Source organism: Peribacillus sp. NJ11 (assembly GCF_030348405.1).
Lineage (GTDB): Bacteria > Bacillota > Bacilli > Bacillales > DSM-1321 > Peribacillus.
On the sequence record NZ_JAUCFO010000001.1, the window covers coordinates 2,185,561 to 2,208,115 of the forward strand.

23 protein-coding genes and 1 pseudogene are annotated in these 22,555 nt (G+C 39.1%); 16 read left to right on the plus strand and 8 right to left on the minus strand.

Annotation, left to right across the window (positions count from 1 at the left end; genetic code table 11):
• The first annotated feature begins 88 nt into the window (after window positions 1–88).
• Window positions 89–985, plus strand: coding sequence for a LysR family transcriptional regulator (locus QUF86_RS10795; RefSeq protein WP_289334310.1), 897 nt, complete (start codon window positions 89–91; stop codon window positions 983–985).
• A gap of 98 nt (window positions 986–1,083) precedes the next feature.
• Entirely contained in the window at window positions 1,084–1,977 is an 894-nt protein-coding gene (locus tag QUF86_RS10800; RefSeq protein WP_289334311.1) for a LysR family transcriptional regulator, read from the plus strand.
• 401 nt (window positions 1,978–2,378) lie between these two features.
• Here the strand turns inward: QUF86_RS10800 and QUF86_RS10805 are convergent.
• Window positions 2,379–2,486 (minus strand): annotated as a pseudogene (locus QUF86_RS10805) (site-specific integrase); the annotation flags it as partial.
• 523 nt (window positions 2,487–3,009) lie between these two features.
• Between QUF86_RS10805 and QUF86_RS10810 the strand changes: the two are divergent.
• From QUF86_RS10810 to QUF86_RS10840, 7 genes are all read left to right on the plus strand, one after another.
• On the plus strand, window positions 3,010–3,186 hold the full coding sequence (locus QUF86_RS10810) for a hypothetical protein (RefSeq protein ID WP_169803986.1): 177 nt from the start codon (window positions 3,010–3,012) through the stop codon (window positions 3,184–3,186).
• Window positions 3,187–3,355: 169 nt separating this feature from the next.
• Entirely contained in the window at window positions 3,356–3,553 is a 198-nt protein-coding gene (locus QUF86_RS10815) for a hypothetical protein (protein ID WP_289334312.1), read from the plus strand.
• Between the two features lie 152 nt (window positions 3,554–3,705).
• Window positions 3,706–4,410: a hypothetical protein gene (locus QUF86_RS10820; protein ID WP_289334313.1), complete on the plus strand. Its 705-nt coding sequence runs from the start codon at window positions 3,706–3,708 to the stop codon at window positions 4,408–4,410.
• Between the two features lie 598 nt (window positions 4,411–5,008).
• Window positions 5,009–6,205 carry a M20 family metallopeptidase gene (locus QUF86_RS10825; RefSeq protein WP_289334314.1) on the plus strand — a complete coding sequence of 399 codons (1,197 nt, stop codon included), beginning with the start codon at window positions 5,009–5,011 and terminating at the stop codon, window positions 6,203–6,205.
• Between the two features lie 65 nt (window positions 6,206–6,270).
• Window positions 6,271–7,701 carry a YfcC family protein gene (locus QUF86_RS10830; RefSeq protein ID WP_289334315.1) on the plus strand — a complete coding sequence of 477 codons (1,431 nt, stop codon included), beginning with the start codon at window positions 6,271–6,273 and terminating at the stop codon, window positions 7,699–7,701.
• Window positions 7,702–8,088: 387 nt separating this feature from the next.
• Window positions 8,089–8,955 (plus strand): RNA polymerase sigma-70 factor, encoded by an 867-nt coding sequence (locus QUF86_RS10835; RefSeq protein ID WP_289334316.1) that lies wholly within the window; start codon window positions 8,089–8,091, stop codon window positions 8,953–8,955.
• Window positions 8,956–9,062: 107 nt separating this feature from the next.
• Window positions 9,063–9,524, plus strand: coding sequence for a carboxymuconolactone decarboxylase family protein (locus QUF86_RS10840; RefSeq protein ID WP_289334317.1), 462 nt, complete (start codon window positions 9,063–9,065; stop codon window positions 9,522–9,524).
• A 265-nt stretch (window positions 9,525–9,789) separates the two neighbouring features.
• Here the strand turns inward: QUF86_RS10840 and QUF86_RS10845 are convergent, their stop codons facing one another.
• The 3 genes from QUF86_RS10845 to QUF86_RS10855 all read right to left on the minus strand — a co-directional run bounded on the left by QUF86_RS10845 (window position 9,790) and on the right by QUF86_RS10855 (window position 11,578).
• Window positions 9,790–10,017 (minus strand): hypothetical protein, encoded by a 228-nt coding sequence (locus QUF86_RS10845; protein ID WP_289314977.1) that lies wholly within the window; start codon window positions 10,015–10,017, stop codon window positions 9,790–9,792.
• Window positions 10,017–10,337 (minus strand): YbjQ family protein, encoded by a 321-nt coding sequence (locus tag QUF86_RS10850; RefSeq protein WP_289314978.1) that lies wholly within the window; start codon window positions 10,335–10,337, stop codon window positions 10,017–10,019. Before QUF86_RS10850 ends, QUF86_RS10845 begins: the two co-directional genes overlap by 1 nt.
• Before the next feature lie 551 nt (window positions 10,338–10,888).
• Window positions 10,889–11,578: a response regulator transcription factor gene (locus tag QUF86_RS10855; RefSeq protein ID WP_289334318.1), complete on the minus strand. Its 690-nt coding sequence runs from the start codon at window positions 11,576–11,578 to the stop codon at window positions 10,889–10,891.
• 444 nt (window positions 11,579–12,022) lie between these two features.
• Here QUF86_RS10855 and QUF86_RS10860 point away from each other — a divergent pair, with 444 nt between their 5' ends.
• The 5 genes from QUF86_RS10860 (at window position 12,023) to QUF86_RS10880 (ending at window position 17,386) form a co-directional block, all read left to right on the plus strand.
• Complete coding sequence (locus QUF86_RS10860) at window positions 12,023–13,840, plus strand: sensor histidine kinase (protein ID WP_289334319.1); 1,818 nt, start codon at window positions 12,023–12,025, stop codon at window positions 13,838–13,840.
• Window positions 13,812–14,558: a LytR/AlgR family response regulator transcription factor gene (locus tag QUF86_RS10865; RefSeq protein WP_289334320.1), complete on the plus strand. Its 747-nt coding sequence runs from the start codon at window positions 13,812–13,814 to the stop codon at window positions 14,556–14,558. The genes QUF86_RS10860 and QUF86_RS10865 overlap by 29 nt, the downstream gene beginning before the upstream one ends.
• Before the next feature lie 141 nt (window positions 14,559–14,699).
• Window positions 14,700–16,493 carry a carbon starvation protein CstA gene (cstA, locus tag QUF86_RS10870; protein ID WP_289334321.1) on the plus strand — a complete coding sequence of 598 codons (1,794 nt, stop codon included), beginning with the start codon at window positions 14,700–14,702 and terminating at the stop codon, window positions 16,491–16,493.
• Window positions 16,494–16,821: 328 nt separating this feature from the next.
• Complete coding sequence (locus QUF86_RS10875; protein ID WP_289334322.1) at window positions 16,822–17,148, plus strand: hypothetical protein; 327 nt, start codon at window positions 16,822–16,824, stop codon at window positions 17,146–17,148.
• Between the two features lie 82 nt (window positions 17,149–17,230).
• Window positions 17,231–17,386, plus strand: a complete 156-nt coding sequence (locus QUF86_RS10880) for a DUF1540 domain-containing protein (RefSeq protein ID WP_065310844.1) — start codon at window positions 17,231–17,233, stop codon at window positions 17,384–17,386.
• A 389-nt stretch (window positions 17,387–17,775) separates the two neighbouring features.
• Here the strand turns inward: QUF86_RS10880 and QUF86_RS10885 are convergent, their stop codons facing one another.
• From QUF86_RS10885 to QUF86_RS10900, 4 genes are all read right to left on the minus strand, one after another.
• Window positions 17,776–18,414, minus strand: a complete 639-nt coding sequence (locus QUF86_RS10885) for an O-methyltransferase (protein WP_289334323.1) — start codon at window positions 18,412–18,414, stop codon at window positions 17,776–17,778.
• The gene (locus QUF86_RS10890; protein ID WP_289334324.1) at window positions 18,401–18,745 is read right to left on the minus strand and encodes a hypothetical protein; all 345 of its coding nucleotides are present in this window, start codon (window positions 18,743–18,745) and stop codon (window positions 18,401–18,403) included. The genes QUF86_RS10885 and QUF86_RS10890 overlap by 14 nt, the downstream gene beginning before the upstream one ends.
• 170 nt (window positions 18,746–18,915) lie before the next feature.
• Entirely contained in the window at window positions 18,916–19,359 is a 444-nt protein-coding gene (locus QUF86_RS10895) for a MarR family winged helix-turn-helix transcriptional regulator (RefSeq protein WP_289334325.1), read from the minus strand.
• Between the two features lie 133 nt (window positions 19,360–19,492).
• Window positions 19,493–20,584, minus strand: a complete 1,092-nt coding sequence (locus tag QUF86_RS10900; RefSeq protein WP_289334326.1) for a low temperature requirement protein A — start codon at window positions 20,582–20,584, stop codon at window positions 19,493–19,495.
• A gap of 209 nt (window positions 20,585–20,793) precedes the next feature.
• Here QUF86_RS10900 and QUF86_RS10905 point away from each other — a divergent pair, with 209 nt between their 5' ends.
• Together QUF86_RS10905 and ycaC are read left to right on the plus strand one after the other, a co-directional pair.
• Window positions 20,794–21,354 carry an NADPH-dependent FMN reductase gene (locus tag QUF86_RS10905; RefSeq protein WP_289314986.1) on the plus strand — a complete coding sequence of 187 codons (561 nt, stop codon included), beginning with the start codon at window positions 20,794–20,796 and terminating at the stop codon, window positions 21,352–21,354.
• A gap of 176 nt (window positions 21,355–21,530) precedes the next feature.
• On the plus strand, window positions 21,531–22,172 hold the full coding sequence (gene ycaC, locus QUF86_RS10910) for an isochorismate family cysteine hydrolase YcaC (protein ID WP_289334327.1): 642 nt from the start codon (window positions 21,531–21,533) through the stop codon (window positions 22,170–22,172).
• Window positions 22,173–22,555 lie beyond the last annotated feature (383 nt).

Here is a 22,555-nt window from a genome sequence, read left to right on the forward strand (position 1 = left end):
CCTTATGATAAAGTCATTATCATGTAAAATGACTTAAAATGAATATAACCATCATTATTAATGATAGTTGAGGAAGGGGGTCACTTTTATGGAAATACGGGATTTGCAAATATTCCAGTGCGTCGCTAAATATGGCAGCATAAGTAAGGCGGCTGTTGAGTTGAATTACGTCCAATCCAATGTAACGGCGAGGATTAAGCATTTAGAGCAGGAGTTACGGACGCCTTTATTCAATAGACATAAACGTGGTATGTCATTAACTGCAGAGGCCCGAAAAATGTTGGAGTATGTAAACAAAATTTTGCTTGATGTGGAAGAACTCAAGCAAGTATTCCTGGATAGTGAAACACCTACAGGGATATTGAACATAGGTACAGTTGAAACGGTCACCGATCTTCCCAAGATTCTAGCCTCTTATCATAAACAATATCCAAATGTCGATTTATCCATAAAGGCGGGATTAACAGAAGACCTAATTAAAGATGTCATTGAACATAGGTTGGATGGAGCTTTTGTTACAGGGCCGATTAAACATCCACTCATTCAGCCATATGATGTATGTACGGAAAAACTTGTATTGGTTACAAGAAATGAAACATTTGACCTTGAAGAAATTATAACAGAACCATTTTTGGTATTCAGTCAGGGATGTGGCTATCGCTCTAAACTGGAACAATGGCTGAAAGAAGAAGAAGTGATGCCCAAAAGGATCATGGAGTTCAATGTATTGGAAACGATCTTAACCAGCGTATCACTCGGTCTTGGCATTACTCTCGTACCACAATCAGCAGTAAATCACCTTGCAGCCAATGAAAAAGTGCACGTGCATGCAATTCCGGAAGAATACGGCAATATTTCGACTGTCTTCATTCACCGTAAAGATGCTTATATGACAAACTCCATGCAAAGCTTCTTACAAACGATCGAAGTGCATCATGACAACCGATTTAAGCTAAACCCTGGAACTGCGCCTGAACTAATATGAAGGAAGGGGGAGCAGCATATCGCTTTACATAGAATGATAGAGGATCGCTGAAACCGTTGATTATTAGGCTGCGAAACTATTAAGGGTGGGGAAATCGTATGGATGAAAAAGATTGTTTAATTTTACAATATTTATATAAAGACCAGAATCTGACAAAAGCTGCAGAGCGACTTTACATGACCCAACCCGCATTAACGTACCGCGTAAGGCAAATTGAAAAGGAATTCCAGACTGAAATACTAGCTAAAAATGGGAAAAATATTAAAATGACTCCTGCTGGAGAATATTTGGTAAGCTATGCAAACAAAATGCTCATAGATTTACGTCAAACAAAAGAGTATTTATTGAGTATGGGAAGTGAAACGAAGGGTAGTTTGAAATTAGGTATAAGCAGTCATTTCGGACTTTATAACCTGCCTTCCATTTTGGAAGAGTACATGGTTAATTGTCCTAAGGTCCATTTAAATGTTGATACGGGATTCAGTACGGAAATGATGGAATTGCTTATGCAAGGTGAGATTGATGTTGCGATTGTAAAAGGCGATTATGAGTGGTTCGATGAAAAGTTTCTTCTTGAGGAAGAAAATATATGCATCATTTCAAAAGATGAGCTACCTGTTGATAGCCTTCCAGATTTTCCGATGATTAATCGTAAAGAACCGAATGTTTTGCTGAAATATAGAAATATATCGCAAATTCCCTCTGAAAAAAGTATTGATTATTGGTGGAATGAAAGGTTTACATCGTCTCCTCTGGTAATGATGCAAGTGGACAGCTATGAGACATGCAGGGAAATGGTAAAAAGAGGGCTGGGGTATGCCATTATTCCTCGTGTTTTTTTGCAAAAAAGTGATGATTTATTTTCCCATGATTTGATCTTAAAAAATGGTGAAGAGATAAAAAGAAGAACATGGATGTTATACCGGCAATCATCTTTACAATTAGCCAGTGTTTCCAAGTTTGTGAGTGAAATTAAAAAGCTATATTGCTAAAAGGAGATATTGATTGTTCTCCTTTCAGACTGTAGACAAACTCGAGGAAAAGCGAGTTTGTCTACAGTTTTTTTATAAAAAACGTTCAGCTTGATTTCAGAAATCCGCTCCCTTTCCGCCGACTGTCTGCCAAGCCTCCTCGGCGCAAGCGCCTGTGGGGTCTCGGCTAGCCAGTTATTCGGCAGGAGTGTCGCAGATTTCTTCAATCTAGTTAGGGTTCGACTCCATAAAAAAAGTAAAACATGAAGGTTAACCAAGTCTTCTTTTAAAATCATGGTTCGGGATTAGACCATTCGGACCCTACAGTTTTTTATTTAAAAAACGTTCCAGTTGATAGGAATGGAAGGTACGAGACTCCTGAGGGGAAAGAGCGCGGAGGAGGACTCCCTATGCTTATTACATGGATGAGAATGATGCAGAATCCGTTGCAGCATGGCAATATCTTTGGTCGCCTTGTAAAACCAATAGCCAAACGTTTTTCGCAAGGTATGGTTGCCGACATGTTCTAAGCAGGTTTGAAGGCTATAAGATGAGAGGTAAAACAAAATAGACCCCTAAAAGCTTAAAGGAGTCTATTTCTTGTGTCGTTGATTTGTATTAATTTTTTACATCTTTTGAGTTACTAAAAATTTTAAAAATAAAGAGCGCACTAAAGAAAATAACCGGTATCCCTATAATAATATAAAAGATATGGGGATACTGGGCCAGCGATATAGCATAGCAGTGGTATTTATTATTGCTTCGGTTTCCTTATGTTTTTCGTTTATTAATCTTGTTACCTCTAGAAAGTATTTAACATTAACCATAGGTGAAACTAACGATAACTTGGAAAAGCATTTGTGAATTATTTAGACAAAGAGCCAACGATTTCGTTGGCTTTTTGTCTGTACGATCATTTCAATTATCATACATTCAAATTAGAGAAAAAAATACCCTTCTTAAACTAAACTGGTAGTTTGGCTAAAGAAAAATTGTATTAATTTTCATCAATTAGGAAAATATATAAATAATAGCAATAAGGAGGGAACAGAGATGGAAGTAAATATGAGTGTTGAAGAAGTCGTGAATCAAATTTCTCAATTAGTAGAAAAAGAAGGGAAGCCACCTCGAAAGAAAGAGGTAAAGAAGTCAGATCCGGAGTTAATGAAAAATGCATTGTATTATTTTCCTAGTTGGGATACTGCAGTAGAACATAGCATTGGATCTTAACCATAAACGATACATAAACATTTTATTTTTCAAATTAGTATATAAGGCAAGGAAAGTTATGAAGGCCGCCAATTGGCGGCCTTTTGAACGTGCGATTCTTTACATTATCATACATTCAAATTGGTTTTAAAAAGTACTCCTTATTCAAACTTTCTATTGGGTAGTTTAGTTGAATAAAGATATGGACGCATCAAAGGATACCTGGTCTCAATTAGGGAAAGATTATTTCCGGCAAGCCCGTATTAATGTCGATGGCTTACGGATGCGTGAAGCGTTAACTGGTGAAAACGATGTATTAGAACAATTTTTTGATGTTGAACATGTTTTTGATTCCACACGACCAACAGCTAAATTACTTATTCCTTAAGGAGTAACTGTACAATTCGAAATTAGGGATGGAGTGGAGTATCGATCTTTTTTAAGTCTATAAAGTCTGATACTTGCAAAGAAGCATAGTGTAACTTTTTTACATATGGGACCGTATAATAATTTGTTAAAACACTTGAAAAGAGGGTTCCAATGAAAAAGATATTGTTGATTTTGGCAGCCGTTTTTTTGGTAACAGGACTTAGTGCTTGTAAAGGAGTACAGGAGGAAAATAAGGAATCTCCACCAATTTCAGAAAAGCCAAATGATAATCCTAAGCAAACCGACGGGCAAGATGAAGATCCTACAGGTGAATCGGTCGATGATCCGACAAAAGATCGGCCAAATACGAAAACGGATATGATCATATTAGAAGGTATGGAAGAATCATTCCAATTCACGCTTCATCATAGTCAGGCATTGGGATTCTCAACCTATATCGTGGATGACATGGTCGTTGAAGAGGCTAGTTCTGGTGAAGGAGATGCAATGATTGTTTTTGCAAATTTTGCAGGCAAGAGAAATGAGGATGCCAAAGTTCAGATATTTTCCAAAGGGGAGGGTACGAATGCGACAATAGAAGAACAGGCGGAGTTTGCGAGGGAAGTTGTGATAAGCAACGACTTTGAGATTAAACAGCGATCTGATAATACGCCTAACCGATTTGATTGGTCTGAGGTCGAATTTGACATTAGTCAGAAGGACAGTAATTATTCAATATTGGGTACAGTGTCGGTTTTTCAACATGGCGACCGCGTTTACTATGCGATAGTTCAATACCCGGAAGATTATGAAGAAGGCTTCATACCGCGGGTTGTAAAAATGTTTGATGATATCGTATGGTATGAAGCACCTTGATAAATGAGTATCTGAAATTGGGTACCATTTTAACAGAGAGTGGTAATATATTTGTCCAAAAAGGGGGGCATAAGAAGGAATACTGTTGAACGGTAGGGAGCTACTAGACCTAGTTCATTCAAAAAACTTTGATAGCAGCCCTTTTTTTCTTTCTTTTGACTAGTTAATTGAGCCCAATTGACTCTAATTTCACCTCTAATTCAGTCTTAGCCTAATTTCTCAGAATTTTAGTGAGAAATTAGGCTTTTTTACCTTTCATTATCCTTAATGTTGTAAATTCGCATTTTCCTGACTTTACCCCATATAAAACAGTAAAAAATCATGGATTATAACTAGTTCTTGTTTTGAAACTATGAGGATCCCCAATGAGTTAATCCCGTTAAAGCTCCATGCTGGTTCAAAATGAGACCACTCCTAACCCCCTTTTCGTATTCAGAAATTTCGTTAAATTTATAAATATTCATAGTTGTTACTATATTGAACTATAAAAAAATTTTTTAGTTTCATAAAAAAACCTTAATTTTACTTATCATTAAAGTGAACGTAATATTTAAAAAGAAACATTTAATTTTCTGAATTTTTTGGAGGTTGTATATTTATGTCAATACATATTGCTGAAGGAAAGAATTCGATTCAAATGGCAGTTGATGCCCGTGATGATCAATTACGTGAGCTTGCATTGAACATTCATGCTCATCCAGAACTTAGTTTCCATGAATACCAGGCAGTGAAATGGTTGATAGAGCCTTTAAAGAAGGCCGGCTTCTCGATAGAAAAAGGGGTCGCAAATTTAGAAACTTCATTCAGGGCAACATGGGAGGGGCATCCTGGTGGTCCAACGATTGCCATTTTAGCTGAATATGATGCACTGGCAGGACTAGGCCATGGATGTGGCCATAATATTATTGGAACATCTGCCATTGGAGCGGCATTGGCACTGAAAGATGCTCATCCTGACCTTCCGGGGAAAATCGTCGTATTGGGGACGCCTGCGGAAGAGGAAGGCGGAGGGAAAATTTTGATGGTCGAGGATGGCATTTTCGATGATGTGGATGTAGCCATGATGTGTCATCCGCAAAAACAGTCCATGGTATTGCGTGGCGGACTGGCATGTGTGGATGCATCTTTTAAGTTTTATGGTAAAGCATCACATGCGTCTTCTGCTCCCGAAAAAGGAATCAGTGCTCTTGATGCAGTCATTAATACTTTTGTTGCCGTCAATTCTTTACGTCAGTTTTTTAAAGATGATGTGAGAATCCATGGAATCATAACAAAGGGCGGGGATGCAACAAATGTAGTTCCTGCCAATTGCGAGGCTGAATTTTTACTGAGGGCAAGCACTGTGGAAGAGTTAAATGTTGTTCGTGAGAAAGTATATGCTGCAGCTCGTCATGCTACAGAAGCCATAGGTGCCAGGATCGAGATAACCGAAGGCCTGATATATGCTGAACGAAATAATAATAAAGCATTAGCCGCCTTATTTAAAGATAATCTAGAGATGTTAGGGGAGGTTGTATGTGACCCGCCTGCAAAAGGAGGAATCGGTTCATCGGATATTGGTAATGTTGGACAAGTAACTGCAACGATTCATCCGTACATCAAAATAACGGATGACGCAATTACCCATACTCCAGAGTTTGTACAAGCTGCAGCTTCAGAGAGGGGAATGATTGGATTAAATAAAGCAGCAAAGGCTTTAGCGATGACAGCATACGAAGTATGTATGAACCCTCAGCTTCTTCAAGAAATTCGGGAAGAATTCGAAGGGTGGAAAGCTAATAAATCATGTATATGAAAATAAGGGAAGATTCCGTTTTGCGGGGGATCCAGGTGAAAATAATGTAAAAGGTGGTACAAAAAATGAGTAAAGTGAGTGCTGAAAAAATAAAGAGTGAACCCCCATTCAAAAAAAGTAAAATAAAAATGCCACACACATTTGTAATTATTATTTGTATGATCCTATTTGCAGCTGCTCTAAGCTATTTAGTGCCCGCAGGTGAGTTTGACAGAGTGGAAGATGAAAAAACTGGTAATACAGTAGTAGTGGAAAACTCTTATCATTCTGTAGAGAACAACCCCATTGGTATATTCGAGGTTCCTTTAGCAATTGTTCATGGCCTTGTAGATGCAAGTGACACAGTTTTCTTTATTTTCATTGTCGGTGGAGTATTTCAAATCATTAATTCCACAGGTACGATTGAAGCCGTGGCTGCGAGGGTTGGAAAGACTTTCATGAACCAAGGAATCGTCATCATTCCCATTTTTTTAACTCTATTTTCAATCGGCGGATTCACGATTGGAATGTCGGCAGAAGTCATGGCATTTGTACCCATTGGCATTGCAATTGCAAGGTCATTAGGCTATGATGCTTTGACTGGAACTGCCATGGTGACGCTCGGCGCAGCTGTCGGCTTTACAGCTGGACTTCTTAATCCTTTCAATGTAGGAATCGCTCAAGCCATTGCAGAAGTTCCGATGTTTTCCGGGATGTGGTTACGTGGAATCATTTTGGTGGTTTTACTGATTGTCACGAGCATTTATATCATTAGATATGCAAAAAAAGTGAAGAATAATCCACAAGCCGGTATTGTGTATGACTTGGAAAAAGAGGAAAAGCATGAGAATTTGGATATATTCTCTTTATCCTCCATGAAGCTTAGACATTACTTAACGATTATTGTCGTGTTGATAGGATTTAGCTTCTTGATTTGGGGTGTTTCCGAAAAAGGCTGGTGGATGGAAGAATTAGCTGCATTTTTCTTATCTTTAGGTGTTGTTGTTGGGTTTTTATCTAAATATGGTCCGAGCAAAATTGCCAGCGAGTTTGTACAGGGGGCAAGGGATATTACATTCGGTGCTTTTATTGTTGGTCTGGCAAAAGGTGTGGTCGTAGTGTTAGAGCAAGGACATGTTATCGATTCAGTTGTAAATGGACTTGCAGCAACGGTAGGTCATTTGCCTAGTTCGATCCAAGTTCTTGGCATGTATGTATTTCAGACCATCATGAATGTGTTCATCACTTCAGGAACGGGTATGGCAGCAACGACCATGCCGATTTTGACACCGCTTTCCGACCTGATCGGTGTTACAAGGCAAACGACCATACTTACTTATCAGTTGGGAGATGGTCTATCAAACTGCATTCTCCCTACCTCTGCCATGCTTATGGGAAGCTTGGCAGTCTCTAAAATCAAATATCAAGAATGGGTGAAGTTCTTCTGGCCCTTGTTATTGATCTGGATTGTAATAGGTGCTGTGTTTATATTAATAGCGGATTTCATTAGATACTAAACCTTAAAAAACGAATGGCTCTTTGGTTGCTCTAAGTTTGTAGACAAAAGGGGTTCTATCTAAAGTTTAAAAAAAGCTGATTGGAGCGGGTGTTCGGGACTCCTGCGGGAAAAGCGTGTCTAAGGGAGACCCCACAGGCGCAAAGAGCGCCGAGGGCGGACCGCCCGCGGAAAGCGAGTGCCCTACGTTCCAATCAACGTTCACTGTAGAGAAAATCAATCGAGTTTGTCTACAGTCTGAGAGCAGCTCTTTAGCTGCTCTTTTTTATGTTGTTTGAATTACTGCTTTAAACGAGGTGAAGAAGGATAAATGATTGGTTTAGAGAATAATTATGGAAAGGGTCATACGTTCTCGAAAAATGAATTTGATAGAAAATAGGTGAAGCAAGTGGAGTTGGATACTTTATATAAGACATATCAACCTTTTCTTTTTTCCATCGCATACCGGATGCTTGGATCGATTACCGACGCAGAAGATATCGTTCATGATTTATTCCTGCAGCTTAAGCTTGATACCGACCAAATTAAGGACATGAAAGCATATCTTGCGAAAATGACGACAAATCGCTGTCTAAACTTTTTAAAATCAGCCCATAAGAGAAGAGAGGTTTACACAGGACCTTGGCTGCCTGAACCTCGGGTAAACGAAACAGAGCAGCCTTTAGATAAGGTTGTAACGGATGAAACGGTTGCTTATGCTTTCCTCGTTTTGCTGGAACAGCTGACACCTGTTGAAAGAGCGGTGTTCGTGCTTAGAGAAGCATTCGCTTACAGCTATGAAGATATTGCGGAGATGCTTGAAAAGACTGAAGTGAACTGCCGAAAAATCTACAGCCGGGCTAAGCGGAAATTAAAGAATGATATGCCAGTCCTTCCGGAGGATACAAAACATGTCGATCTTTTGGCAAAAACATTCATAAAAGCATCAATGACAGGGAACTTTGAGGAGTTTTTGGATATTCTTACAGAAGATGTCGTTCTTGTCACTGATGGCGGAGGCAAAGTGCTTTCTGCATTAAATCCAATTGTAAACAAACAGCGTGTTTCCTCCTTTCTTAAAGGAGTTTCTGCTAAAGGAGGTTTCATAGGAGAGCTTCTTCCGGTGATGGTCAATGGTCAGGAAGGAATTTTGCAAATGAAAGACGGGCAGCCTATCAAAGTCATCTGCTTTGAATTAGATTCAAAACAAGAAAATATCCGGAAAATTTTCATTGTTTCCAATCCCGATAAATTAACTAATATTTCTGTTCCTTAATAGAATGGACAGAGGGCTCATACGGGCTCTCTATTTTTATGTCACAAATCAATCCTCTATTTTGTCTTATAAGTGAAACCTAAAAAGATTTAATGGAGGAGATAGACATGGAACAACGCATTAACTACATGAAGACAAATCGGGAAGTAGTCAAATTGATGATGGAATTCGAGGAGTACAAGAAAACAACGGAAATCGATAGCAAGTTAATCGAATTGATTAAAATTCGTGCGTCTCAAATCAACGGCTGTGCGTACTGCTTGGATATGCACACAAAGGATGCCCGGGCAATGGGTGAAACGGAACAAAGAATTTACTGTTTAAGTGCTTGGCGTGAATCGCCATTCTATCTTGAGTCGGAAAGGGCAGCGCTGGAATTGACGGAAGCGGTCACGGCCATTTCAGCAAACGGTGTCCCGGATGATCTGTATGAGCGGGTCCGCCTTCACTTTGATGAAAAACAATATATCGATCTCGTTACCATAATCATCACAATCAACGGCTGGAACCGATTGGCCATTTCGGCAAGAAGCATACCCGGACACTATAAGCCTGTAATGGAAAAATGATTTTGAACAAAAAAAACCCCTTGTATGGTTATAACGGGTTCCGTTTACAGGGAGAAACAATGCAATTAGCATATAAATTAGATGACCAATTCGCAAAGCGATTTGGTCTCAATTTTTCCCATAAACCTTGATTTAACGGGAGTTTAGCACACTTCTGCGAAACAACTAATGGAATTGATGGAAGAATTAATACCTGCTCAAAAGTTAAGGATAAAATAAAAACAATAAAAAGCCACGTTTTTGTATAAATCGTGGCTTTTTATAATTATTTTTCTTTTTTATAAAAGCGTTCACCCGTATCAGGATTATAATACACCCTTGTTTTTTCTCCAGTCACAGGGTCTATATTTATTTCATCTGTCGATTGAAATCCATCAGGAACTTTTACACCGTGATTACGATTAAGCCGTTTATCATAGATAAAGTATCCTAGTAAAATGCATAAGATAACTATAATAATTTGTAATATATAGTACCCTATGATGAATTTCATTATATTGTCTCCACAATGACGGCAGTTCCATATGCAACTATTTCACTCATATTTTTACCGATTTCCCCAGAATCAAATCTCATCATTACAATTGCGTTTGCACCCATTTGATTGGCATTTTTTATCATACGGTCCATTGCTTCTTTTCTTGAATCTTCAAGCATAGCTGTATATTGCTTGATTTCTCCACCTACTAGGGATTTTAACCCTGCCATGATATCGCCGCCAAGCCCTCTGCTTCTTACAATTAGACCAAAAACAGGTCCTTTTACTTCTACAACTTTGTAACCTTCAATTTTTTCTGTGGTAACTACCAACACATTAATCGCCTCCATCTTATGCGTATATGTATGTTCTCTTGTCATAACGTAGCACTGCAATTCCTTTTTCCGACCAAACCTTCAGCGGGGTCTGACTTTATAAGGGTAATTATAACTTTTTCATCCCTATTACTTGGTCCAGCGAATACAACGGAAGGAACCAATCCATTAATTTCATTAGTTACTTTATTTCAGCACCCATAACACTTTTTTTATCAGCCATTGTGTTACCTCCAGTGAATAATAACAAATAATAATTACCTTTTTATCAAGGGCAAAAATAATACCTTTCCTTTAAATTTTAACATAATATAAGCTTTATCCTTCTTATACAATAGGAAGTGCACTTATTTAACACGTAGCATATTTCGAGTAAACATAAAAAATCCCATTTCGTAAAAAAGAAATGGGATAAAATTTATTAGTGTTATTTTCTGCGGATTTGATTGTTATTTGTGTGTAGATTTATGATGCTAATTGCACACCTTTTCAAAATGAATTGTTCTCCCTCATAACGGAACCGATTAGTATGATTACGAGGGGTTTGCTTTTTATAAAAAGCGGTTTTTAATCTTTATTTCGCTAAGAATGTCATACAATTTATTTTCATAGTACAAACTGATTAATTGTGATCTGGAAGTTATCTCTAATTCTTCAAACATTTTATTTACATAGTTACGAACTGTAGAAACACTTATATGCAGATTATCAGCTATTTCTTTATCTTTGAGACCTTGAGTTATATTCTTTATTATTCGCAATTCAACTTTATGTTGTTGTTCCCTGGTAATTAAAGATGATGTATCTGTTTTTATTATATCTTCAATTAATAATTTCTCACGATGCACATGTAACTCGTAGGAGATTTGATTAGCTAGCATCTCGGAAATCATTTTGAAATTTTCACTATCATCCGTTGTGATTATACCTACATAACCTTGCAATTCCTTATTTTTAATTTCATGGATGGGGGAAGATATGACACTAAAATCCTTCCCGTAGATTTGGTTTTTAGTTCTTACAGTAGTATTTTGCAATGTACTTAAAACAAATGCATTATTTTCAACAGATTCTTTTATAACCACTTTACATATATCTTCATTTTCAAAATTACTCTTAGAGTATAAAACATTTAGCTCTTTATCAAAGATAAATATAGAAGTTTCAAAATTAAATTTGAAATTCTTAATACTATTCAATACTTTTTTACTAATATAAATGATTTGATTTTTCAATTCCATATTCATACCTCATAGTTATAAAAGATAATATTTTTGGCATCTAAAAAGGGTGTGAATGCACTGTATCTTTAACCCATCAGGTTACTTTTTTTCATGAAATAACCTATTTATTCTCCTCGTTTAACAATAAACTATTTTTCAGTATGATGGATTCCAAAAATGACGAATGCAATTTCAGAAATGATACCGGGGGTGCAAATGTGGACTTTCCGATAATTAACCTTTTTGTGACGGACCGACAAAGGTAATTTCGAAGGCGTAGTTAGAGCAGAATAGATCTAGTGGACAGAAGCTATAGGGCAATTCTATTAAATATAAAAAGGGCAGGTTTGCATTAATCTTTTTTCAAAACATGTCCTTTCCATGTTATTGTTTAGCGCCCCTAGGATTATCAGTGTTAATCGTAAAAACAAAATTCGACAAAGATTTCATGGCTGTTGTAAGATGAATGAAAAAGCCAGAAATGGGGTGAGTGAGTTGGTTCATTTATTACCGTCGCTGTTTGAAAAAGTGGGGATCATCGTGATTGCTGCATTCCTGCTTTCTTATATGAAACCCTTTCGGCAAATGATAGGCCATGAACATGAAATGTCGAAGAAAATCATGTTTATCGCACTTTTTGGAACTTTCGGCATCATAAGTAACTATACAGGAATTGAAATCGGGAATCATGCCATACCAGAGGGTGCTTGGCATACTGAGATAGCTCCGGATAACGCGATTGCCAATACGCGGATCATGGGTGTGGCAATCGGCGGTTTGCTGGGGGGACCATTTGTCGGTTTGGGCGTGGGTTTGATTGCGGGGCTTCACCGTTATTCTCTCGGGGGTTTTACAGCGGTGGCTTGTGCGATCGCAGCGATTTTGGCTGGAGTCTTATCGGGGTTTTTGGGAAAAAGGCGCCGAAAGCATGGGACGATCACCCCTTGGTTTGCCCTCCCAATTTGCATGGCCTTGGAAGCGATCCAAATGGGGATCATACTAGTGACGGCCAAACCATTTGAAAAGGCGTGGGAGCTCGTACAAGTAATCGGTCTCCCGATGATCATCATCAACGGGTTCGGCACTTTACTATTCATGCTCATCATTCAATCGATCACGAGGGAAGAAGCACGGACGCGGGCCGTGCAAACGAACCTTGCATTCCTGATTGCGGATCAGACATTGCCCTATTTCCGGCAAGGGTTGAATCAAACTTCCTGTAAGAGAATTGCCCAAATCATCTTGGGGCTTACTGAAGCCGATGCCGTGGCCATTACCAATGAACATAGTGTACTTGCCCATGTGGGTGCTGCGTCCGATCACCATGTCCCGAAAGTGGGAATAGCGACAGGCTTAACGAAAAAGGCCCTTGAACAAGGCAAAATCATCGTGGCCAAAACAAAAAAGGACATTTATTGTTTTCATGATCAATGCCCATTGCAGGCGGCCGTAGTCCTGCCGTTGCAGGTACAACAGAAAGCGGTGGGGACTTTGAAGATGTATTTCAAGCATCCGGATAAATTAAGCCAAGTGGAGCAAGAGCTAGCGGAAGGATTGGCGAAACTATTTTCCACTCAATTGGAGCTCGCTAAAGCGGAAATGCAAACGAAATTATTGAAAGATGCTGAAATTAAGGCCTTGCAGGCACAGGTCCATCCTCATTTTTTATTTAATGCAATCAATACGATTTCCGTTTTATGCCGGATGGATGTCGAGAAGGCAAGAAATTTATTGTCGGAGCTCAGTGCCTTCTTTCGCTCAAATTTACAAGGGGCCCGTCAAATCCTGGTACCGCTTGAAAAGGAATTAGAGCATGTCAACGCTTATTTATCACTGGAGCAGGCCCGTTTTCCAGATAAATATCATATCGACTATCGCATTGAGCCAAGGCTTAAGGAAGTCCTCATCCCTCCATTCACGTTACAGCCACTTGTTGAAAATGCGGTACACCATGCATTTCCACATGTGAAAAACAAAGGTGAAATCATCATACACGCTTTTTTCAAAGACGATAAGATGCAGATTGTTGTGGCAGATAACGGGAAAGGGATTTCAAGCGGGAGATTAGATGAATTGGGTAAGCATGCTGTAGAATCGACTAAAGGTACAGGAACGGCCCTTCATAATATCAGTGAACGGCTGGATGGGATCTATAATGGTCAGGCCAGTCTCTCGATAGAAAGCGAAACGGGGCACGGAACACAAGTGAAAATATCAATACCACTCAACGAAAAAGGAGCATATGTCAACGATGATGAAAGCATTTATCGTAGAGGATGAACCACTGGCAAGAGATGAATTGAAATATTTACTGAAGAGAAGCAGGCAAGTAGAAGTTGTGGGTGAGGCCGAAGGGATAGAAGATGCCATGAGGGATATCTCCCACCTTAAACCTGATCTTGTCTTTTTGGATATTGAGCTAGCAGAGGGGAATGGTCTCCAATTGGCTAAGCAATTAGCGGAACTTGACCCTGCACCTTCGCTCATATTTGCGACCGCTTATGATGAGTTTGCCCTCCAAGCCTTCGAATTATATGCGTTTGATTATCTATTAAAGCCCTATAATGAAAATAGGATTCGTCAAACATTGGATAAGCTAATGAAGCTGGGTAAAAACAGGGAAGATGGATCCAGAACAGGACCTCTAGCCAGTCGGACGGCGGTGGAACAGACAGGTAAATTGGCTGTAGAGATAGATGATCGGATTGTTTTGATCGACCGGGACACTATTTTATTCATAGGACTCATAGAAGGAAAGACGATCATTAAAACCGGGGAAAATGAATATAAAACCGGTGACCCTCTCATCGTACTTGAAAGGAAGCTCGACAATCGCTCATTTTTACGGGTCCATCGCGGTTTTATCGTGAATGTCATCCATATATCTGAAATACAGCCTTGGTTCAATTCGACTTATAACCTCATTATGAGTGACGGATCAAACATTCCGGTAAGCCGCACCTATGTGAAGGAGCTAAAGCAGCTAATCGGTTTTTAAAAATTTTCACAATTCTGCATTTTATCTTCTATATAATGCAGCCCATCCCTCATTATCTGCATTATAACTTGAAAACCCATTGAATCCGCTTTCATCGTGATATCATCAGTTTACGATGTAAGTAATAGAGGGGGTTCAAATATGAATGCGGTTCCAATCGTCATAGGCTCCATTTGTATATTAATGATTGCCTACCGTTTATACGGGACATTCATAGCACTTAAAGTATTAAAACTAGATGACTCCAAGCCTACTCCTGCCCATAAATTAGAGGATGGAAAAGATTATGTTCCAACAAATAAATGGGTGGCATTCGGCCACCATTTTGCAGCCATTGCAGCGGCTGGTCCATTGGTGGGCCCGATCCTTGCTGCACAATTCGGGTATTTACCAAGTTTATTATGGCTTTTAATCGGGGCCGTAATCGGGGGAGCCGTCCATGATGCCGTCGTGCTTTTCGCGTCGATGCGTAAAGACGGAAAATCCCTATCGGAAGTTGCGAAAGAAGAACTTGGACCTGTAGCAGGCTTCTGTACAGGACTTGCGATGCTTTTTATCATTACCATTACGATGGCAGGACTTTCAATGGTCGTTCTGCATGCTTTGGAAAATAATCCATGGGGGACGTTTGCTGTCGGGATCACCATTCCCATCGCCATGGGTGTTGGGCTTTACCATAAAAAAACTGGCAATCTGAAAGGTGCGACCATCGTCGGGTTCGCGCTCATCATGGCCGGAATTTTACTTGGTCCGAACATTCAAGGAACGGCATTTGGTGAATTATTGACACTGGAAGCGAGCACACTTGCCATCATTTTGCCAATCTATGCTTTCTTTGCTGCCGCATTGCCTGTTTGGCTGCTGCTGGCACCTCGTGATTACTTGAGTACATTTATGAAAATCGGTGTATTTGCTGCATTGATTATCGGCGTTTTCGTGGTGAATCCAGAAATCCAATTTCCTGCGTTTACCGAATTCATTAATGGCGGGGGCCCAATTGTAGCCGGACCTGTCTGGCCATTCATTTCAATAACCATCGCCTGCGGAGCGATTTCAGGATTCCATGCATTTGTTGGATCAGGCACAACTCCAAAAATGTTAAACCGATGGAGTGATATCAAATCCGTTGGTTTCGGAGCGATGCTTGTAGAATGTGTCGTTGCCATCATGGCCCTGATTGCTGCGGTTTCGCTACAGCCAGGAGATTATTTTGCCATTAACTCCACACCTGAAGTATTTCAAACATTAGGCATGGAAACCGTACACCTTAACGAACTCAGTGAAGAAATCGGCATGAATCTAGAAGGACGGACAGGCGGGGCAGTTACACTTGCTGTAGGCATGACCTATATTTTTACCGAAATACCCTTCTTTGACAAACTGGCTTCGTTCTTCTTCCAATTCGTCATCATGTTCGAGGCGGTGTTCATATTAACCGCAATCGATTCGGGGACACGTGTTGCCCGTTATTTAATCCAGGATTTCTTCGGGGAATTCTATAAACCATTAAAAAGAGTCGACTGGTTGCCAGGTAACATCTTCGCCAGTGCGTTAGCCTGCTTTATATGGGGATATCTTCTTTACTCTGGGGACATTGGATCGATCTGGGCACTCTTCGGTGTATCCAACCAGCTCATGGCTTCGATTGGACTCATCATCGGTGCGACCGTCGTTTTGAAAATTGCAGACAAACGCTGGTATATCTGGACATGCCTCGTACCCCTAGCCTACTTATATGCAACCGTTAATGTAGCTGGGTACTGGATGGTGAAAAATGTATACCTGAATCCGGACTCTGCAGGATTCAGCATCTTGAACGGAGTATTATCGATCATCATGCTATGCCTAGGCTTGGTCATTCTCATTGCAGCCTTGAAAAAATGGCGGGAGCTTTGGAAAATCCCACAAGCAGAACTACTGAAAAGATCAGCATGATCATAAAAAAATCCGGGCGGAAGCTGCCCGGTTTTTTTTGTCCTTAGATTCCACACGAGAATGAAATTCTTTCATCGAAAAGCGTTTTACTGGTGAATTTCTGCGTTTTACAGGTGAATTTGGTGGTTTTACTCGTGAGTTAGAGCGAGTTACTCGTGAATTTGAGCAATTTACTCGTGAGTTAGATCGATTTACTCGTGAATTTGAACGATTTACTCGTGAGTTAGAGCAATTTATTCGTGAGTTAGAGCAATTTATTCGTGAATTAGAACGATTTATTCGTGAGTTAGAGCAATTTATTCGTGAGTTAGAGCAATTTACTGGTGAATTGGCGGTTACTCGTGAATTTGAACGATTTACTCGTGAGTTAGAGCGATTTACTCGTGAATTTGATCGATTTACTCGTGAGTTAAAGCAATTTACTCGTGAGTTAGAGCGATATATTCGTGAGTTTGAGCAATTTACTCGTGAGTTAGAGCAATTTACTCGTGAGTTAGAGCAATTTACTGGTGAATTGGCGGTTACTCGTGAATTTGATCGATTTACTCGTGAGTTAGAGCGATTTACTCGTGAATTTGATCGATTTACTCGTGAGTTAAAGCAATTTACTCGTGAGTTAGAGCGCTCTATTACACGAGGTTGGCGGTTTTTTTAAAATGAAGGAACCTGAACCTTAAAAAGGAAAGTATCAATAACCCCAATTTTGTTAATGATAGCAAATGAGGAGGTGTGATACGATGGCAAAAGATGTTCTATGTGAAGTGAATAATTGTAAATATTGGGATTCTGGAAACAAATGCAGTGCAGATGCTATTTATGTTGTCAGTCATAAAGGGAACCAAGCATCAAATAGCAAAGAAACGGATTGCAAAACATTTGATCCAGAAATTTAAATCATCGGGGGTAACCATCAAACTGGTTACCCTTCTTTCATACTTTATTATTGATAATAAAAATCATTTTCATTCAAGATTATAGAAATTCATTTTATTTTTTCTTCAAGACTTAGTGAGTTTGATCGAAAAATTGGGAAATTTGATCGATATAATCCAGAGTTTGATTGATAAATTCGAGAGTTAGGGCGATATACTCGTGAATAAAGCTGTTTACTCATAAGTTAGAGCACTTTACTCGTGAATTAAGCTGTTTACTCATGAGTTAGAGCACTTTACTCGTGAGTTTGGCTGTTTTACTCGTGAATTTAGCAGTATTACTCGTGAATTTTGTTTTTTGACTTATATGTCTTCGTGCACGTACTTTTAATCAAACTTCATTCCATTCTTTATTTCTTTACTTTTGAAATGGTCAGTCCATCACCGATCGGAATGAGCAGGGATTCCAATTGAGGATGATTGGCCACAGTTTCATTGAATGTCTTCATGAATGCAGTATAATGTTTAGGTTTAGCATCCTGGTCTGCGACACTGCCTCCCGCAAGTACGTTATCCATGACGATTAATGCACCCGGTTCTGCCAGGCTAATGCAATATTTCAGGTAATTTTCATAATTGTCCTTGTCAGCATCTATAAAGAAAAAATCAAATTTCTTGTTATCACCAACGAGTTTTTCCAGGCTTAGCAGAGCTGTTCCGGTCATATATGATACTTGATCGCCAAAGCCCGCTTTGGATAGATTGCCATAAGCTAACTTTGCGTACTCCTCCTTTAATTCAAGGGAGGTTAATTTTCCTTCGCTGCCGAATCCCCGGGCAAGGCAAATCCCGCTATATCCTCCTAGAGCGCCTATTTCCAAAATGTTTTTTGCCCCTGAAATGGATACAAGCATGGTAAGTAGTTTTCCAGATGAGGGAGATACCGATATGGACGGCATTCCGTTTTCTTGTATGGACGTAATGACTTCTTCCAAAAGGGCATCTTGGGTATAAAACACTGAATCGATATAACTGTTAATTTGTTTCATTGCTTTCCATTCCTTTCTTACTATTATTGGAAGTTTCCTTTTCTTCACTTTTCTTATCGGCTGCTTCACTTTCTTGTATTTCAAATAATTGAATAAATTCGTTGATTAACATATCAATGGCTTTTAATTCACCGACTAAGATTTGATTAATGGATTGAAACTCTGGTTTATCTAACTGTTCCTTAATGGTTGAACGTTTAAGGTTCATCATGTCTAAAAAGGCAATTGCCCGCCCTCGGCGAAAGGTTTTTGGACCATGGCCTTTGCCACTGTGATGCTCCCCACGGTGATGTCCCTCTTTCTTGAAATCCTTGAATTTTTCATTTCTCATGTTAAAACCTCTTTCTGTGTATACGTATGTATACAATTTTTATCTCATATTAAATGTATACAAATGTATACAAAGTGTCAACGCATACAAATAGGAAAAAAACATCTGCTCAAAGTACAAATTCGATTATCAATAGAAAAACAGATCACCATTAAACAGGTGATCTGTTTTTATTTTTGAACTTTATTAAGTAAATCTAAAAGCTGTTGTTTTTCCGTCTCATTCAAGTTGGCAAACTGTGATGCCTGAAAATGCTCTTGTTTTGGAACAACTTCATGAAAAAACTCTTTTCCTTCCTCAGTCAATGAAAGGTATTTTGTTTTCCATTCCTGTTCCCGTTTAATCAATCCCAACTCTTCCATTTTCCTTAATAGTTGAGTGATATTGCCTTTTGTCACAAAAAGCTTGTTTGCAAGTTCTTGCTGAGACAATCGTTCATGGGAACCAATTTGAACCAAGATATCGAATTGGGCTGCCGATAGATTCCATTTTTTTAAATGTTGATTGGATTCCCGGATAATCTGGTTATATATTCGTGTTATTCGGAACCATAACATTAAACCCAGTCGTTCCTCATTATTAGATGTGGAGGGATTCGTTGTGTTTTCTTTCATGAATGTCACCTCATTCTTCTTTTGTCACAATCAGTTTATGAATAAACTAATTCGAAGTCAAATGCAAAAACTTCCAACTCCCATACAAAGAAACCAGTATTATCGTTTGATACTGGTTTCTTTGATTCCTTTATTATGTGGTCGTCAGTTTAGCAAAGATGATAAAAAACAGTGTTAATTCGCCTATTATCACAATATTCGGTACCACGACAATCAAATTAAAAATAAAAAAGACCGCTAAAATCCCTAAAAATAACCCTAAATGATATATTTGCAACCGCTGGTGCTTATGTCTATATTGGTGGAAAACAAAAGTGGTTGAAATGAAATAGAGCAATACGGAACCAAAAACAAAGTAGAGGATAAATGAAAAATGGACTTCATGTAAAAACAATAATCTGATGGCTGCTGCAATCATGCTTATAGACATTAAAATAAACAGATGACCGTAAATGATGATTTGGCCGGAAGACTGTACAGACTTGTCGACTTTCTTCTCCATGTTATCGAAATATTGCCACCACATAGCTATTATCAAGGTAAATGAAATGATGGAAAAGGCTATCGAGTCCCAATTTCCTTGTTTAGGTTGAATTACGGCAAGAGTGCTGATAAGCGCTTCCCCAAAGAGAATGATGGTAAATAGACCAAAGCGCTCTAACAAGTGGGCCGTATTTGTAGGAACCTTTTCTAAACATTTTCTTCCAAGGATTGGGACAATGATATCGATCAGGATGCCCAAATACAACACAGCATATCGAAGCCAAGAATCAAATAGGACGGAGAATAATGAAATGACAATCCCAATCCAAAAATACCTTCCCAAAAAGAGTGCCGCTTTTTTTCGAAATCCCTCTTCTATTCGCTGTACAACAAGATATTGGATAGCAGTCACGGCTCTTAATCCAATATAACCAATTAAAAAAGAAAGATAATAAGGATCAAAATCAGCTGATAAGCTTGATGTCATAATTAGGACAAAAAACATTTGCAGTATCAAAAATAGCCGTTGATGAAATAAATCCTTTCCAAACCGGTTAATAAAGATGGTTTGCCCTACCCAAGCCCACCAGATAGGAATAAAAATCAACACGAACTTCAATAAATACTCCGGATGGATATATCCATCTTCAACATGCAGTAAAACATGAGTTGCGCCCGCAACGGCCGCCACAAATAACAAATCATAAAAGAGCTCTAACCATGTGACTTTCTTTTCATCCATTTCTACACTCCTCCCAATACCCTTCTAGTTTATAGTATGTTGGAAATATTCAGAAAATGGAAGTGGGATCAATATAAGGAAGTTCTTTTTACCCAGCAATCATGTTACGCCATATTTAGATCACAAGCTTAATTAGGAATAACGTCACTTTTTTATAGTTGGTAGATTATGGTACTATAGGAGATGATTTCAAACAAGGAGGGAAGTAGATGACTAGAACCATCGGCCTTATTTGCGGCAGTTTACGGGAAAATTCTTATAATCGAATCATTGCTCAATCATTGACAGATATGGTTGATTCTTATCAATTTCGCTGGATCGAAATTAATGATCTTCCTTTGTTTAACGAAGACTTGGAATTAAGTGGGGTTCCAGAAACAGTGACATCATTTAATTCCGCCATTCAGGACGTTGACGGTATCATTATCGTTAGTCCAGAGTACAATTCTGGAATACCAGGCGTATTAAAAAATGCATTGGACTGGGCATCAAGACCTCGGGAGTCCGCTGTTCTTACCAAGAAACCAGTTGGCCTGATTGGTGCTACTCCTGGGGGATTAGGTACTGCATTTGCTCAAATGCAAATCAGGCAAGTACTTGAAGCGATGCAAGTTCATGTTCTTCCATTTCAAAAAATGCTGATATCGCAAGTACATAAAAAGATTGATTCTGATCGGAAAGAGCTTACTGACGATCAAACAAAACGTTATCTTGAGCGTTATTTACAACAATTCATTCATTGGATCGATCACACTCCAGTTCTAGATTAATTATCAATAATCAATGATTCTTATTATATATATGATTGACAGGCTATAAGTTTATAGATAAACTTAAAACAACAGTCAGTTAAGTTATAAACTGACTGGAACCAACGAAGGAGTTGGGGGAATTTCCCTACATATGAACTTTCTTCGATAGCTTTAATAAAAGGAGGACTTTAAAAATGTCTGATCTCTATTCTCGTCTTTCCAAAGATGATGCTGCCGTTCTTCTAGTGGATCATCAAACCGGTCTTATTTCCGGGCTAGTGCGTGATTATGGTGTTGATGAATTCAAGAACAATGTTATGGCTCTTGCCAACACCGCCAAGTTTTTTGATTTGCCAGTTATTTTAACAACAAGCTTTGAAAACGGACCAAACGGACCGCTGATGCAAGAATTGGAAGAACTCTTTCCTCACGCACCAAAAATAGCTCGGCCTGGACAAATTAACGCATGGGATAATGAAGAATTTGTTAAAGCAATCGAAGAAACTGGAAAAAAACAACTGATCATCGCGGGCGTGGTTACAGATGTCTGCGTTGCTTTCCCGGCACTTTCCGCTTTGAAAGCTGGTTATGAAGTATTTGCTGTCACTGATGCTTCTGGAACAGTCAGCAAACAAGTAGCTGATGCGGCATTATCGCGTATGGCCCATGGTGGTGTGCAGCTTATGAACTGGTTTAGCGTAGCATGCGAATTACAACGTGATTGGCGCAATGACGTTGAAGGTTTTGGTGCTTTACTTTCCAGCCAGCTTCCTGGTTATCAAAATATAATCGGAAGCTATAGGGGAGCTCAGCGCAATCTCAGCAAGCAGATATAACTCTTATACAAATGGTACTTTAGTTGAATAAAAGAGGGTGCTTTTTGTTCCCTCTCAGACTGTAGGCAAACCCGATGAAAATCGAGTCTGCCTACAGTTTTTTTAGTATTAGTACAATTTGTCCACTCCAGAGACACTCGCTTTCCGCGGACGGTCCGCTCGCGGCGCTCTTTGCGCCTGCGGGGTCTCCCTGGACACGCTTTTCCCGCAGGAGTCTTGCACACCCGTTCCAATTTTTAAAAACAATACTTGGTTATACTCCATGATTTTTTTATTGTTTTATATGGGATGAAACCTTATTGGATTGAAGAAATTAGCGACACTCCTGCCGGATAAATGGCTAGGCGAGACCCCACAGACGCTAGAAAATATGAACGTTGATT

What these genes read in the sequence shown, in the direction of transcription:
- QUF86_RS10795 (WP_289334310.1), top strand. Translation starts at nt 89, where the DNA reads ATGGAAATACGGGATTTGCAAATATTCCAGTGCGTCGCTAAATATGGC.
- QUF86_RS10800 (WP_289334311.1), top strand. Translation starts at nt 1,084, where the DNA reads ATGGATGAAAAAGATTGTTTAATTTTACAATATTTATATAAAGACCAG.
- QUF86_RS10810 (WP_169803986.1), top strand. Translation starts at nt 3,010, where the DNA reads ATGGAAGTAAATATGAGTGTTGAAGAAGTCGTGAATCAAATTTCTCAA.
- QUF86_RS10820 (WP_289334313.1), top strand. Translation starts at nt 3,706, where the DNA reads ATGAAAAAGATATTGTTGATTTTGGCAGCCGTTTTTTTGGTAACAGGA.
- QUF86_RS10825 (WP_289334314.1), top strand. Translation starts at nt 5,009, where the DNA reads ATGTCAATACATATTGCTGAAGGAAAGAATTCGATTCAAATGGCAGTT.
- QUF86_RS10830 (WP_289334315.1), top strand. Translation starts at nt 6,271, where the DNA reads ATGAGTAAAGTGAGTGCTGAAAAAATAAAGAGTGAACCCCCATTCAAA.
- QUF86_RS10840 (WP_289334317.1), top strand. Translation starts at nt 9,063, where the DNA reads ATGGAACAACGCATTAACTACATGAAGACAAATCGGGAAGTAGTCAAA.
- QUF86_RS10845 (WP_289314977.1), bottom strand. Translation starts at nt 10,017, where the DNA reads ATGAAATTCATCATAGGGTACTATATATTACAAATTATTATAGTTATC.
- QUF86_RS10855 (WP_289334318.1), bottom strand. Translation starts at nt 11,578, where the DNA reads ATGGAATTGAAAAATCAAATCATTTATATTAGTAAAAAAGTATTGAAT.
- QUF86_RS10860 (WP_289334319.1), top strand. Translation starts at nt 12,023, where the DNA reads ATGAATGAAAAAGCCAGAAATGGGGTGAGTGAGTTGGTTCATTTATTA.
- QUF86_RS10865 (WP_289334320.1), top strand. Translation starts at nt 13,812, where the DNA reads ATGATGAAAGCATTTATCGTAGAGGATGAACCACTGGCAAGAGATGAA.
- cstA (WP_289334321.1), top strand. Translation starts at nt 14,700, where the DNA reads ATGAATGCGGTTCCAATCGTCATAGGCTCCATTTGTATATTAATGATT.
- QUF86_RS10880 (WP_065310844.1), top strand. Translation starts at nt 17,231, where the DNA reads ATGGCAAAAGATGTTCTATGTGAAGTGAATAATTGTAAATATTGGGAT.
- QUF86_RS10885 (WP_289334323.1), bottom strand. Translation starts at nt 18,414, where the DNA reads ATGAAACAAATTAACAGTTATATCGATTCAGTGTTTTATACCCAAGAT.
- QUF86_RS10890 (WP_289334324.1), bottom strand. Translation starts at nt 18,745, where the DNA reads ATGAGAAATGAAAAATTCAAGGATTTCAAGAAAGAGGGACATCACCGT.
- QUF86_RS10895 (WP_289334325.1), bottom strand. Translation starts at nt 19,359, where the DNA reads ATGAAAGAAAACACAACGAATCCCTCCACATCTAATAATGAGGAACGA.
- QUF86_RS10900 (WP_289334326.1), bottom strand. Translation starts at nt 20,584, where the DNA reads ATGGATGAAAAGAAAGTCACATGGTTAGAGCTCTTTTATGATTTGTTA.
- QUF86_RS10905 (WP_289314986.1), top strand. Translation starts at nt 20,794, where the DNA reads ATGACTAGAACCATCGGCCTTATTTGCGGCAGTTTACGGGAAAATTCT.
- ycaC (WP_289334327.1), top strand. Translation starts at nt 21,531, where the DNA reads ATGTCTGATCTCTATTCTCGTCTTTCCAAAGATGATGCTGCCGTTCTT.